The organism is Arthrobacter sp. BI5, from assembly GCF_056680065.1.
Genome location: NZ_CM155264.1, coordinates 2078695 through 2091787, shown reverse-complemented (window position 1 = coordinate 2091787; position 13093 = coordinate 2078695). Strand labels below are relative to the sequence as shown.

Below are 13093 nucleotides of genomic sequence, written 5' to 3'. Positions count from 1 at the left end.
TTACACATATTGGGGGTTACACACCATGATTTCGAACCGCACCGGATTTTTCACGACCGTCACAACGGCGGGGCTTGCCGCCAGCCTTTTACTTGGCGGCTGCGGCCCTCAGCCAGGGACTGCTCCTGCGGCCGGCTCGAACGTCCCCGTGAGCAGCACGGCCAACCGCACGTCGACACTGACCGGCCCGCCGGCATCCACGCCCGCGCCGGCTGCCTCCGCACCCTCGCGGAAGCCGGCACCACGCGGGCTGAAGACCTACACCTTCCCGGACGGCCACATTTCCTTTGCCTACCCGGCGGCGTGGACCGTGCGGACGGCGCACCCGCCCGCCGGTCTCCCGGGTATTGAAGTCACTGTTGCCGACGCTGACGGCAACGATCTGCTCTTCCTCGGTAACGGCGTCACCGCCGGCTGCGCTGGCGGTCCCGTGTCACGCGAAGTACTGGACCACCAGACGGTTCCGGGCATGACGTCGCCGGACGGCACTGTGCCTGTCTTCGGGTTCGCCGTCGAGTCCCGGGCGGGGGCAGACGCCTACGTCATGGGGCTGGCCGATCCGCGATCCCTGACATCCGGCGATGGGGTTGCATCGTGGTGCAATCTCGTCCCAACGGCTAACGGCGGATTGTTCACCCGTGTCATTTTTGATGGTGCCGGGTTCCCCAACAGGGGAGGAGCCAAGGCATGGATGGCAACCGACCAATACGACGAGCTCAAAGCGCTGCTGCTCAGCCTTAATTATTCATGATCCAGCTGTCGGGCGACTGGTAGCCGAACGGCGGGGCGCCCGTAGCTGTATTGAGTGAATGCCGTTGATGTGACAGGAAGGCCCGCCGGGGGACCGGCGGGCCTTCCTGCGCAGCTCATGTGCTCACAACATTCGGGCGGATCGTCCTTCATTGGCCTCCGGAAGAAGGCGGTGACTGCCACTTCCAGAGTCCGCCCTATGATGAAGTCCATGGAACCCGAGTCGACCGAGGGCGGGCCGGATCGTATGAACTTGCGCACGAGCGGGGGTGGGATGCCACCCGCGCGCGAACGTCGTGCGCTGGGTGACGGTTCATCTGGTGAGTTCCACAATGCCTTGTTCCTCAGGGATACGTGATGATTCCCGGATCGCTGGCTTCCCCTGGGAAGTGGCATCGTGAGGGGCGCGGTCTAACGTCTGAGATCGAAAGTCTCACGGCGGACACGATGGAGCGCGCGATCTGCGCACTGCCGGAAGAGTGGGCGCCTTACCGCCTTCTGGCTGCTACCAAGTTGAAACAGGGCAAGCACTACGTCGACGCTATTGAGGTCACTAAGACTGGCCTGCTGGATGAGAGAAGAACTAAAGATGGCCAGTGGGACTACTTTCTATGGAGTCCGTCGCTTACGCCAGGACTGATCGAGCCATTGGAGTCGGAATACGTTGACCCGCGGGCTACGGACGTGCTGTCACTACGAGAAGGTCTATCGATCACTCCTTCGTACTCCGAAAGGCCCGGGAATAGAGATCATCTATCAAGATGTGGCAGGACCGGAGCTCTGACGAGGGCTCCTTGCCTGCGAGGCTGAATCGACCGCGGGGTGGGCGGCAATGGTTCTCCCGCTGAGTTACGAAGTCTTCTACTTTACATAATGTAGATTATCGGCGTTAGAGTGGGACGAGTAGAAGTAGATGAGAGGACTCGTCCTACATTGCTTTTTGGTGTTCATGCAGGTCAGACGAATGCAGTGAGGCCCCGAAGCCGATGGGCATGAACGAGTGGCTTCGCGTGATGGCGCGGGCTAGCGGCGTAATCGCTCATTAGATGAGAGATTTTCGCGTACAGTTTGGTCTGTGAGTATCGAACCTGGGCGGATTCCGGCCTTTCTGACCGATGTGAATGTCGGGTTGCTGCGTGCCGAGGATCGTGTTTTCGAGGCGATGTTGGATGGCTGGCGTGCTCAGATGCTGGCGCGTGGCCTGTCGACGTCGTACATCAAGAGCTCGTGCGGAACGATCCAGCGGTTCCAGGAGCACGCGAATGAGTATCCGTGGACGTGGTCGGCGCATCACTTGGACGAGTTCCTGGCTGACCGGCGAAGCTCCGAGAAGGGCTTGGCGCTATCAACCCTGAGGGCCAATTCCGGGGCCATCAGGGCGTTCTGTTCCTATCTGACGGACGGGCGCTATGGCTGGGCGTCATTCTGCGAACGGGTCTTTTCCGACATCCCGGTACAGGTGGTCTTCGAGTGGAACTCACCCCGGCACACGACCGATGATGCTGTGCCGGCACGCCGCCGGGCGTTCACACGGACCGAACTGCAGTCGTTCTTTGACGCCGCGGACGACCTGGTCGACACCGAGTTCGCCAAGGGTTCAAAGCGCTGGCTGCCGGCGCTGAGGGACTCGACGGCGTTCAAGGTCGCCTATGCCTACGGGCTGCGTCGGCGTGAACTGGTGATGCTTGAGTACGTCGATTTCGGCCCCAACCCGCACGTTGAACAGTTCGGCCGCTTCGGAGCGCTCCAGGTGCGCTGGGCAAAGGGCACCAAGGGTTCAGGGCCCCGCCGCCGGACCGTGCTCACCGTCCCGGAGTTCGATTGGGTGGTGGGACTCCTTGAGTACTGGCTCTCCCCTGACGGCCGCAAAAGATTCCCTACCGCGGACAGGTCCGCCAGCCTGTGGCCATCGGAGCGCTCCGGCTCGACTGTTCACCGCAACTTCGACCGTTCATTCCAGCGGGTAAGGAAAATCGCGGGGCTCCCGGAAGAACTGACCCTTCACACGCTGAGGCACTCGTACGTGACGCATCTGATCGAAGCCGGCTACGACCCTCTGTTTATCCAGCAGCAGGTCGGGCACAGCTACTCCTCCACCACGGCCCTCTATACTTCCGTGTCGGCGGACTTCAAACAGAAGATCATCCAGAAAATGATCGCCCAGCGACTACGCAGCGGCGATGGCGAGGGGAACAGCCATGGCTGAACAGCGACGGATCGGCTACCGCTGGAACCTCCGGCAACTGATGGCCCAACGCAACCTCTGGAAGACCACCGAGCTGCTCCCCCTGCTCAAAGCCCGGGGCATCAACCTCTCCAACGCCCAAGTCCACCGCCTGGTCACCGGAACACCCGAACGCATTCCCGCACAGACCTTCGCAGCACTCTGTGACATCCTCGAATGCACGCCGAACGACCTCTTCGAGCCCTACGTGCAGATGCGCGCCGCTAAGACCGCCAACGCCCCGAAGAGGCCAGAAGACCTGGGCATCACTCCCGGGGCGCCGATTGCCCGCCGGATCCGGGTGCTGCCGCCGGACGAAGATGACTAGGCCCCGGAAAGCCGGCGACCCTGCGAAATGGCCGGAAGCCTGCGCCCGCTGCGCAGAACACCACAAAATCGCGGTCCGTTGGCCCGACGGCGGAATCTGCGGCTACTGCTACCAGCAAGCCAAAAGAACCCGCGGAGTCTGCGCCTGCGGCCACGAAGGGGTCTTGCCCGGTCGCGTCGGCACCCTGTCGGCCTGCCGGAAGTGCTCGGGCGTCCGCCTCAACGTCGACTGCATCGCGTGCGGCAAAGAAGACGAGCTCCACTCAGGCAATCGATGCTGGTCATGCATCCTTGCCATGACCGTCAACCGGATCCTCAGCCCGCCGGACAACCAGCCGCCCTCCCCCGAGCTCCGGGCAGTCGCCACCGCGCTGAAGTCCATGAAACGCGCCAACAGCGGTCTCACCTGGATCCAGCAGCCACACGTCACCGAGTTCCTCCAACAACTCGCCACCGAGCCTGTGATCACCCATGCCCGCCTCGACGAACTACCGGCATCGCGCACCCGCGAATACGTCCGCGGACTACTTGTCGAACACAATGCGCTGCCGCGACGCGATGAACTCAGCGCAAGGTTCAGCGACTGGGCCGAGCAGGCCCTCGACCGGATCACCAGTCCGGCCCACCGCGACATCACCCGCCGATACATTCGCTGGCACCACCTGCGCCGCATGAACCAGATGGACGAGGTCACCCGAGGAACGTTCCTGCAGGCCAAACAGGCAGTCACCGTCGCCATCGAACTGCAGAACTGGCTCAGCGAACAGGGCAACGAACTCGCCGAAGTGAACCAGGCGCACTTGGACCGATGGCAGGCAGAAGGCCCCACAACACGTGGTATCGCTTCACGCTTTCTCGACTGGGCAATCAGGACCAACCTCATCGACCCTTCCCTGAAACTGCAGCCTCACCGCCGCGGCACCAGTCCGCGCCTCGACGCGGCCGCTCAAACCGAGATCGTTGCCAACCTCAGCCACACGACTGACATGAACCCGAGAGACCGCGCGGCAGCCATCCTCATCCTGGTCTTCGGCCAGCAGGTCTCCGACATCGTCCAACTAACCTGGGACAACGTCACAGTGACAGAGGAACTCGTCACCATCACCCTCGGAACCGTCGAAATCGCACTTACACCACCGCTCGATGAGCCCTGGCGAGACCTCACGGCCACGCCAACCCATCACCAGACAGCAGCGCACCCCAACAGCAAGTGGGTATTCCGAGGCGGCTCACCCGGCCAGCACATCCAAGCCTCAACCCTCACTCAACGACTCAGCACGGCCTTCAGTAGTCGGGCAGCCAGGCTCGGAACACTTCACGAACTCACCAAACTCGCCCCCGTTGCCATCATCGCCGAAGCACTTGGCTACTCCGCGGCTACAATCGATCGCCACGCCATCGACTCGTCAGCCAACTATGCGCAATACGTCTCTGCTTTGAAATCAGCCATCTCGAGATAGAAAGCAACCGTGACAGCACCCAGGGTTGGTGAAGATAGTGAGGGCGAACTCAGACTCGCCCGCGTAGGATGGGGCCACTACGCTGAACTCGCGCTGAGAGTCTCCTTACCAAGGTGAACAGCAAGGTGACCAGAGAGGTCGACATGGCGGACGAACGAGGCTTTCGAAAGCTGATTCTTCTCTGTATTGCTGGCTTAGTCGCTGGCCTTGTCGTGACATTTATTCTCCGGGCGATTTTTCCAGAAGCAGAGATTTTATACATGACAGCTGGAGCGGCAGTCACCGCCGTGGTTGCGGTGCCGCCCCTGGCCAGATACTTCCAAAAGCGGATGTGAAGAGCGGAAGCTACACGCACAGCCCAAATTCCACAGACTTCGGTGGCGGCATCGGAAGGATCCGCGTCACCCCGCAACTGAAGGCCGCCTATCAAACACAATCGCGCCGACTGGTCCCACATCAACACGTCTCGCTGCCAGTCGGCTGACGGGCTGGAAGGGGCTGCCTGGGCGCAGGGTTTGCTGCTGCTTTAGGAGCCGTCGGTTTCGTCAGTTCAAGGGCGTGCCGCTGGCGCACATCTGTCGCGTGGAGGCAGCCGGGGCGACGGCGACGGCATCCTGTTTGAACCTGAGTCAGAATGCGCCACGGAAATCGGATCTGGGTGGCTTTGGGGTTGCGCTGGCTACAAATGGCACAATTCTCGAAGTTGCCGGCCAGATGTTAGCTAAACCGTGGCAGTTCATGCGGCCTGGCGCTTTGGGCGGGATTCGGGGCTAGTATTGCGGCGCGGATAGCCACCGTCGGAATTCAGCCGTGCTGCACTCGACGATTCCTCCGGAGCCTGCGGCCTTGTCCGGATCGGCCTTCCTGGGCGTTTAGCCGCCGTTTTGACCCGGGGCCGCGACATGCCCACGCGGGCCGGTCAAGCTGCCGACAACCAGTGGAGTCCGGCCTGTTGCGACCACTCCCCTGCGCATTTTTTTCGAAAATTCGAATGCAATATAGCAAGTTAATATTGCTTGTCAACGAGTACGACATATCGAATTTGACCCCCTAAGAAGTCCCAATACTGCGGGCTTCCCGTATATCATGCCAAATACCAACCGGGAAACCTGCATTGGTCCCCCGCTCATTTGTTGACTCGAGCAGTCCTTGGTTTCAAGGACCGACGTAGGCCGCCAGATGCTCCCCGGTCAGCGTGGACTTCGCGGCAACCAGCTCGGCGGGCGTGCCCTCATAGACGATCCGGCCGCCGTCGTGCCCTGCGCCGGGGCCCAGGTCGATGATCCAGTCGGCGTGCGCCATGACCGCCTGGTGGTGCTCGATAACAATCACCGACTTGCCTGAATCGACCAGCCGGTCCAGCAGTCCGAGCAGGTTCCGGACGTCGGCCAGGTGCAGGCCCGTGGTCGGTTCGTCGAGGACGTAGACGTCCCCCTTCTCCGCCATCTGGGTGGCCAGTTTGAGCCGCTGCCGCTCGCCGCCGGAGAGCGTGGTGAGCGGCTGGCCCAGGCTGAGGTAGCCGAGGCCAACGTCCACGAGCCGGTCGAGGATTTTGTGCGCGGCCGGCGTGCGGGCCTCCCCGTCGCCGAAGAACAGCTCGGCCTCGGTCATCGACATCGCCAGGACCTCGGCGATGTTGCGGCCGGCCAGCTTGTATTCCAGCACTGACGCCAGAAACCTCCGTCCCTCGCAGTCCTCGCAGGTTGACTCGACCGTGGCCATCACGCCGAGCTCGGTGAAGATGACACCGGCGCCGTTGCAGGTGGGACAGGCGCCCTCGGAGTTGGAGCTGAACAGCGCCGGTTTGACGCCGTTGGCCTTCGCAAACGCCTTCCGGATCGGCTCAAGCAGGCCCGTGTACGTCGCCGGGTTGCTGCGCCGTGAACCCTTGATGGCGCCCTGGTCGATCAGCACCACGCCGTCCCGGCCGGCCACCGAGCCCTGGACCAGCGAACTCTTGCCGGACCCGGCGACGCCGGTGAGCACACACAGCACCCCGAGCGGGATATCGACGTCGACGTCCCGGAGGTTGTTTGTCGACGCGCCGCGCACTTCAAGCGAGCCCGACGGCGTACGCGCCGTTTCCTTGACTGCCGCCCGGTCGTCGAGGTGGTGGCCGGTGATGGTGTCACTGCCCCGCAGGCCCTCCACGCTTCCCTCGAAGCAGACACTGCCGCCCCCGGTGCCCGCGCCGGGGCCAAGGTCAACAACGTGGTCAGCGATCGCGATGGTCTCGGGTTTGTGCTCGACGACGAGCACGGTATTGCCCTTGTCCCGGAGCTGCAGCAGCAGCTGGTTCATCCGCTCGATGTCATGCGGGTGCAGGCCGATCGTCGGCTCGTCGAAGACGTAGGTGATGTCGGTCAGGGACGACCCGAGATGCCGGATCATCTTGGTCCGCTGCGCCTCTCCCCCGGACAGCGTCCCCGCCGGCCGGTCCAGCGAAAGGTAGCCCAGCCCGATGTCGGCAAACGAATCGAGCAGGTGCCGCAGGCCTTTCAGGAGCGGCTCGACCGGGGGCTCGTCGAGCTCACGGACCCAAAGGGCCAGGTCACTGATTTGCATCCCGCACAGTTCGGCGATGTTCTTCCCCCGGATCTTCGAGGACCGCGCCTCCTTGCTGAGCCGGGTGCCGTTGCACTCGGGGCAGGCCTGGAAGGTAATGGCCCGGTCGACGAAGGCCCGGATGTGCGGCTGCATCGCCTCGACATCCTTGGAAAGCATCGATTTCTGGATCTTCGGGACCAGGCCCTCGTAGGTGAGGTTGATGCCCTCGACCTTGATCTTCGTCGGCTCCTTGTAGAGCAGGTCGTTCATTTCCTTTTTGGTGTACTTCGCGATCGGCTTGTCCATATCGAAGCCGGCGCCGCTGAAGATGCGGCCGTACCAGCCGTCCATGCTGTATCCCGGGACCGTCAGGGCACCCTCGGCGAGGGACTTGCTGTCGTCATAAAGCGCCGTCAGGTCAAAGTCGGAGACCGAGCCCATCCCCTCGCACCGGGGGCACATGCCACCCAGGTACACCGCGCCTTGCACCACACTCTTCTCCACCCGGCCGCCGGCCTTCTCCGTGCTCATCACCCCGCTGGCCTTCCGGGTCGGGACGTTGAAGGAGAAGGCCGTGGGCGGTCCCACATGCGGCGCCCCGAGCCGGCTGAAGAGAATGCGGAGCATGGCGTTGGCGTCGGTGGCGGTGCCAACGGTGGACCGCGGGTTTGCGCCCATCCGTTCCTGGTCCACGATGATCGCCGTCGTCAGCCCCTCCAGGAAGTCGACGTCGGGCCGGGCCAGGTTGGGCATAAAGCCCTGCACGAAGGCGCTGTAGGTCTCGTTGATCATCCGCTGCGACTCCGCAGCGATCGTGGCGAAGACCAGCGAACTCTTCCCCGAGCCGGAGACGCCGGTGAACACCGTCAACCTGCGCTTCGGGATTTCAACGCTGATGTCCTTGAGGTTGTTCTCCCGCGCGCCCTGCACGCGGATCAGGTCGTGGGTGTCGGCAACGTGCGGCGAAGCGTGCTGGGTGTCCGTCTGCGTCCCGGTGGCTGCGCTCATCGTGTCTCCCTCTGCTCGGCGGGGCCGCCCCGGCGGTGTCCGACGGCGTCGCCTGGCCCGATGGGAACAGCTTAGAACAGTCGGTGGTCTTATCCTTAGCCGGGCTGCCCGGCAGGCGGACCGGCGTCGACACTCCATTGTCATATCCGCGGGCCTCACTGAGAATGAACCATGACGGTCTACCTGAGGTCCCTGGAAACTGCTGTCCCGCCCACCGTATTAATCCAATCCGAAGCCCGCGATGTGTTCGCCGCGCAGCCGGGACTCAGCCGCCTCGGCTCCCGGCTCGTGAGCACCTGCTTTGACTCCGCCGCCATCGACACCCGCTACACCGCTCTGGCCGAGCTGACCACACGCAGCCGGGCGGAGAACCCGCAGTTCTTCGACCCAGCCACCGGCCTGCTGCTCAGCCCCAGCACCAAGGTCAGGAACGACATCTTCGCCACCGAGGCCACCAAGCTGTTCATCGAGGCGGCCGAAAAGGCGGTGTCCGCCGCGCCCGGCGTCGACCGCAGTGACATCACGCATCTCGTCACGGTCTCCTGCACCGGCTTCTTCAACCCTGGTCCCGACTACAAGATTGTCCGCGCGCTCGGGCTGAATCCCGCAGTCCAGCGCTACCATCTCGGTTTTATGGGCTGCTACGCCGCCTTCCCGGCGCTGCGGGCCGCTAAATCGTTTTGCGACGCGGACCCGGAAGCCGTGGTGCTGGTGGTCTGCGCAGAACTCTGCTCCCTGCACGTCCGGACCTCCAACGACCCGGACACCATCATGGGATCGGCATTATTCGCCGACGGCGCGGCGGCCGCCGTCATCAGCGCCCACGACATCCCTGACCAGCCCGCGCTGCTCACCCTGGATAGTTTTGAAACGGTCCTGACTCCGGTGGGCGAGGAAGCCATGGCCTGGAACATCGGCGACGAAGGATTCGAGATGGTCCTCGGCAGCTACGTCCCACACATCATCGACGACCACATCATCGGCGCGCTCGAGCCTCTCCTGTCCCGGGACGGGTCGCTCCTGGGCCGCCCGTACCGGGACATCATGCACTGGGCCATCCACCCCGGCGGCCGCAGCATCCTGGACAAGGTGCAGTCCAGGCTCGAGCTCAGCGACGAGCAACTGGTTCCGGCCCGGGAAACCCTGCGCAATTACGGCAACATGAGCAGCGCCACGGTGTTGTTCGTGATCCGGCACATCCTCGACCTCCCCGCAGACGGGGACGACCCGGGCACCGCGGCGCCCGGGGACGGCGAACGCATCTGCTCGATGGCGTTCGGCCCTGGCCTGACAGTCGAAACCGCGCTCTTCACCAAAATCACCGCGCCACAGGCCGCCGGGACCGCCGATGCCAACCCAGGACAGCGCGGTGCACCCCGGCCGGCAGCCGCGCTGGCCTGAGCGCCGGCACCATGGCACCGCTGCGCACCCGCGCCCTGGACGCCGTCGAGGAGATGGACCGGCCTGATTGCGACCCGACCCGCCTGGACCGGACCTACGCCCAGTTCGCCCTCGTCAACCGTGCCGTGTCCGGCTGGAGGGGGATTTACCGGCAGCAGCTGCGGCCGCTGCTCTCCGCGGCGTCCACCATCACGTTGCTGGACATCGGCTGCGGCGGCGGCGACGTACCGGTACTGCTGTCCCGCTGGGCGGCGCGCGACGGGCTGCGCTTGGAGATCACCGCAATCGACCCTGACCGGCGGGCGGCCGCGTTCACCGCGCGCCACCGGACCCGCGCCGGTGTCACGTTCCGGCGGCAGGCTGCCGCGGAGCTGCTCGACGAAGGTGCGCGCTTCGACGTCGTGGTGTCCAACCACGTGCTGCACCACCTGGACGCTGGCGAGCTGGCCCGGTTCCTTGCGGAATCGGCCGCGCTGAGCACCCGGCGGGTCATCCACAACGATCTCCGGCGCAGCCCGGCTGCGTACGCGCTGTTCTCCGCCGGGGCCCTGGTCTTTTCGGGCTCCTACATCCGGCAGGACGGGCTGACCTCGATCCGGCGCAGCTATACCGCGGCGGAGCTGCGCGGCGCCGCTCCCCCAGGCTGGACCGTGCTGCCCCGCTCCCCCTTCCGCAACCTGCTGATCCTGGATCAGGCACCAGCCATCAGCGCCGGCGGCGGCCCGTGACCGACGTCGTTATCGTCGGCGGCGGCCCGGTGGGGCTGTTCATGGCCACCCTGCTGCTGCAGCAGGGGCTCGAGGTTACGGTCCTCGAACAACGGACGGCGCCGGAACCGCACTCGCGGGCCATCGGCATCCATCCGCCGGCGCTCGACGCGCTCGGGCAGATCGGGGTGGACCAGGAACTCGTCCGCCGCGGCGTCCCGATCCGCCGCGGCCTGGCCCTCAACGGGGGCAGGACGCTGGCCGAAATGTCCTTCGCCCGGGTGTCCGCAAGGTTCCCGTTCGTCCTGTCCCTGCCGCAGGGTTGCACCGAAGCCGTGCTGGAGCAGCGGCTGCGGGAACTCGACCCGGCGGCACTGCACCGCGGCGTGCGGGTCACCGGGCTGTGGGACGACGGCCGGCAGGTCGAGGTCCAGGCGTGCGACGGCGGGCGTTCGGCCAGCTTCGCGGCGCCCCTCCTGATCGCCGCGGACGGGGTCCGGTCCCCCGCCCGGGCCGCCCTCGGCGTGCCGGTGCGGCACCGGGACTACCCCGACCGCTACCTGATGGGCGACTTTGCCGACGGCACCGGCTTCGGCGCGGATGCGGCCCTGTTCCTTGCCGGCGACGGCATCGTCGAATCGTTCCCGCTGCCAGGGAAACTGCGCCGCTGGGTGGTCCGCCTGGGCCCGGACGGGGCCGCTGCCGGGACGCCGGACACCAGCCCGGCCAACGGCCCCGACGCCGGTTGGCTGGCCCGGGAGGTCCGGCGGCGGACCGGCATCGACGTCGACGCCGGCAGCAACAGTATGCTCAGCGGCTTCGGCGTGCGCTCCCGCCTGGCCCACCGGATGGCCGCGGGCCGGGGCATCCTGATCGGCGACGCCGCCCACGAGATCAGCCCGATCGGCGGCCAAGGCATGAGCCTGGGCTGGCTCGACGCACTGGCGCTGGCACCGCTGGTGCCGGCGCTCCTGGCCGGCCGCCGCACCGGGCTGGCGGATTTCGAACAGAACCGGATGCGCGAGGCGGTGCGCGCGGCTCGGCAGTCCGAGATCAACATGGCGCTGGGCCGGCCCCTGCGCAGAGGGCTGCTGTCCGCCCGCAACGGGGCCATTGCCGCCGCGGCCGCGGTTCCCGCCGTCAATCGGCGTGTCGCCCGGCGCTTCACCATGCAGTAGCCGGGGACGCCGCGCTATGCCTGGCGCGGCGGGTAGTAGCAGTCGTAGCTGTGCTGGCGCACGATCCGGCCCTCCAGCACCTCAAACACCGATGCGGTCCGGGCCCGGATCGTTTCGCCCTTGTCCCAGTACGGCAGATCCATCTGCGCGGTCGCAGACCATTCGGCCTCCACGACCACCCGGCCGCCCTCGCTGGTGGTGCGCTGCACCTCGAAGCGCTGGCCGGACACGACCTCGCCGCTTTGCTCTGCGCCGGCCAGGACCTGGTCCCGGGTGCGGGTGGATCCCTCCGGTCCGAGCAGATGCGGCGCCTCGGTCAGGATGTAGTCCTCGGCCAGGAACGGGCGGAGCGCCTCGGCGCCGCCGCCGGCCTCAAGGACCCGGAGCAGGCCCAGCACGCAGTCAAGGGGTGTCGCAGGAGTCATGGACCTCAGGCTAGCCGATGGGTCCGGCGGCCCTCCCCTGCCCCGCCGTGAGGTTACGCCCGCCTCATGCCGCCCCCGCTGTGATGTCCGGCGCCGCCTGCTGACCGTCGCCGGCCGGCGGCCTAAACTGACCGCATGGGCAGCCCCTCCCTGATGATCCGCCGCTCCGCCGCGGCCCTGGTCCTGCTCGCGGCCGTCTCCTGCAGCCCGGACACAGGCCCAGCCGTGTCCCTCAGCGGCCCGTCGCTGGAGTCCGCCGTGACCGGGCCGCTGACTGCGGAGCTTAGCCAGTTTCGCGACAACTACAGCAGGCAGATCATCGAAATCCAGCTGACCAACACCACCGGCGCCGCTGTCACGGTGCTCGCGGCCAGGCTGCAGAGCCCGCTCTTTGCCTCCGGACTCGGCTGGACGCCCGCCGGGGCGGGAACCGAGCTGCCGCCGGGCCAGACGAAGAGCCTGCCGGCCCGGCTGCCGGCAGCTTCCTGTCCCGGCCCGGCAGAGCCCTCCAGCCCATCCCCGGAGCCGTCCGCCGTCGTCGAGGTCCGGCTTGAGAAGGCAGCCGGGGCTCCGGCCAAAGAGTTCACGCTGCCGGCAAACGATCCCTTCGGCGTCCTGGTCCGGAACAACGCCGAGATGTGCGTGGCCCAGGCCGCCGACGCGGTTGCCGGCTTCCGGTTCAGTCCCGACCTTCGGTTGTCCGCCGACGCCCGGTCCGCGGTGGTGCGCCTGGTCATCACCCCGCGAAAGGCGACCGACGCTATTGGTGGCGGCGGGACGCTGACCATCAACAGCATCGGCGGGACCACCTTGCTGGACGAGGACCCGAGTGCTCCGTGGCCGCGCGGGCTCCGGGTGGACGCGGCCGGGCCGGTGCGCGAACTGTCGCTGGGTATCCGGCCGGCACGGTGCGATCCGCACGCCGTGGCGGAGGACAAGGTCGGCACGCTGATCCCGCTCCGGGTTACGGTCGCCGGCCGGGAAGGCGTGCTGAAGATCGACGCCGGCGCACTGCTGCGCGGACGCATCTACGATTTCGTCACCGCAGCGTGCGGACGCCAGTAGT

At 65.9% G+C, this 13093-nt stretch carries 11 protein-coding genes; 9 read left to right on the top strand and 2 right to left on the bottom strand.

Annotation, left to right across the window (positions count from 1 at the left end):
* The first annotated feature begins 25 nt into the window (after nt 1–25).
* The 5 genes from AC1MED_RS09475 to AC1MED_RS09455 all read left to right on the top strand — a co-directional run bounded on the left by AC1MED_RS09475 (nt 26) and on the right by AC1MED_RS09455 (nt 5096).
* Complete coding sequence (locus tag AC1MED_RS09475) at nt 26–751, top strand: hypothetical protein (protein ID WP_479783094.1); 726 nt, start codon at nt 26–28, stop codon at nt 749–751.
* Between the two features lie 1074 nt (nt 752–1825).
* A complete protein-coding gene (locus AC1MED_RS09470; protein WP_479783093.1) occupies nt 1826–2956 on the top strand; it encodes a tyrosine-type recombinase/integrase in 1131 nt (376 codons plus the stop codon).
* Nucleotides 2949–3302, top strand: coding sequence for a helix-turn-helix domain-containing protein (locus AC1MED_RS09465; protein ID WP_014923526.1), 354 nt, complete (start codon nt 2949–2951; stop codon nt 3300–3302). The genes AC1MED_RS09470 and AC1MED_RS09465 overlap by 8 nt, the downstream gene beginning before the upstream one ends.
* Nucleotides 3303–3597: 295 nt before the next feature.
* Entirely contained in the window at nt 3598–4761 is a 1164-nt protein-coding gene (locus AC1MED_RS09460) for a Fis family transcriptional regulator (protein ID WP_318255064.1), read from the top strand.
* Between the two features lie 113 nt (nt 4762–4874).
* Nucleotides 4875–5096 (top strand): hypothetical protein, encoded by a 222-nt coding sequence (locus AC1MED_RS09455; RefSeq protein WP_069696870.1) that lies wholly within the window; start codon nt 4875–4877, stop codon nt 5094–5096.
* An 820-nt stretch (nt 5097–5916) separates the two neighbouring features.
* Here the strand turns inward: AC1MED_RS09455 and AC1MED_RS09450 are convergent.
* Nucleotides 5917–8316, bottom strand: coding sequence for an ATP-binding cassette domain-containing protein (locus tag AC1MED_RS09450; RefSeq protein ID WP_479783092.1), 2400 nt, complete (start codon nt 8314–8316; stop codon nt 5917–5919).
* Nucleotides 8317–8487: 171 nt separating this feature from the next.
* Between AC1MED_RS09450 and AC1MED_RS09445 the strand changes: the two genes are divergently transcribed.
* From AC1MED_RS09445 to AC1MED_RS09435, 3 genes are read left to right on the top strand one after another with little or no spacing between them, the layout of a single operon-like run.
* On the top strand, nt 8488–9717 hold the full coding sequence (locus AC1MED_RS09445; protein ID WP_479783091.1) for a type III polyketide synthase: 1230 nt from the start codon (nt 8488–8490) through the stop codon (nt 9715–9717).
* Nucleotides 9718–9728: 11 nt separating this feature from the next.
* On the top strand, nt 9729–10445 hold the full coding sequence (locus AC1MED_RS09440) for a class I SAM-dependent methyltransferase (RefSeq protein WP_479783090.1): 717 nt from the start codon (nt 9729–9731) through the stop codon (nt 10443–10445).
* The gene (locus AC1MED_RS09435; RefSeq protein WP_479783089.1) at nt 10442–11602 is read left to right on the top strand and encodes an FAD-dependent oxidoreductase; all 1161 of its coding nucleotides are present in this window, start codon (nt 10442–10444) and stop codon (nt 11600–11602) included. Before AC1MED_RS09440 ends, AC1MED_RS09435 begins: the two co-directional genes overlap by 4 nt.
* Before the next feature lie 14 nt (nt 11603–11616).
* Here the strand turns inward: AC1MED_RS09435 and AC1MED_RS09430 are convergent, their stop codons facing one another.
* A complete protein-coding gene (locus tag AC1MED_RS09430; protein WP_479783088.1) occupies nt 11617–12027 on the bottom strand; it encodes a nuclear transport factor 2 family protein in 411 nt (136 codons plus the stop codon).
* Between the two features lie 135 nt (nt 12028–12162).
* Between AC1MED_RS09430 and AC1MED_RS09425 the strand changes: the two genes are divergently transcribed.
* Complete coding sequence (locus AC1MED_RS09425) at nt 12163–13092, top strand: hypothetical protein (RefSeq protein WP_479783087.1); 930 nt, start codon at nt 12163–12165, stop codon at nt 13090–13092.
* Nucleotide 13093: the final 1 nt, after the last annotated feature.

Coding starts and splice junctions, on each gene's coding strand:
- AC1MED_RS09425 (WP_479783087.1), top strand. CDS start 12,163: ATGGGCAGCCCCTCCCTGATGATCCGCCGCTCCGCCGCGGCCCTGGTC.
- AC1MED_RS09450 (WP_479783092.1), bottom strand. CDS start 8,316: ATGAGCGCAGCCACCGGGACGCAGACGGACACCCAGCACGCTTCGCCG.
- AC1MED_RS09430 (WP_479783088.1), bottom strand. CDS start 12,027: ATGACTCCTGCGACACCCCTTGACTGCGTGCTGGGCCTGCTCCGGGTC.
- AC1MED_RS09440 (WP_479783090.1), top strand. CDS start 9,729: ATGGCACCGCTGCGCACCCGCGCCCTGGACGCCGTCGAGGAGATGGAC.
- AC1MED_RS09465 (WP_014923526.1), top strand. CDS start 2,949: ATGGCTGAACAGCGACGGATCGGCTACCGCTGGAACCTCCGGCAACTG.
- AC1MED_RS09445 (WP_479783091.1), top strand. CDS start 8,488: ATGACGGTCTACCTGAGGTCCCTGGAAACTGCTGTCCCGCCCACCGTA.
- AC1MED_RS09475 (WP_479783094.1), top strand. CDS start 26: ATGATTTCGAACCGCACCGGATTTTTCACGACCGTCACAACGGCGGGG.
- AC1MED_RS09460 (WP_318255064.1), top strand. CDS start 3,598: ATGACCGTCAACCGGATCCTCAGCCCGCCGGACAACCAGCCGCCCTCC.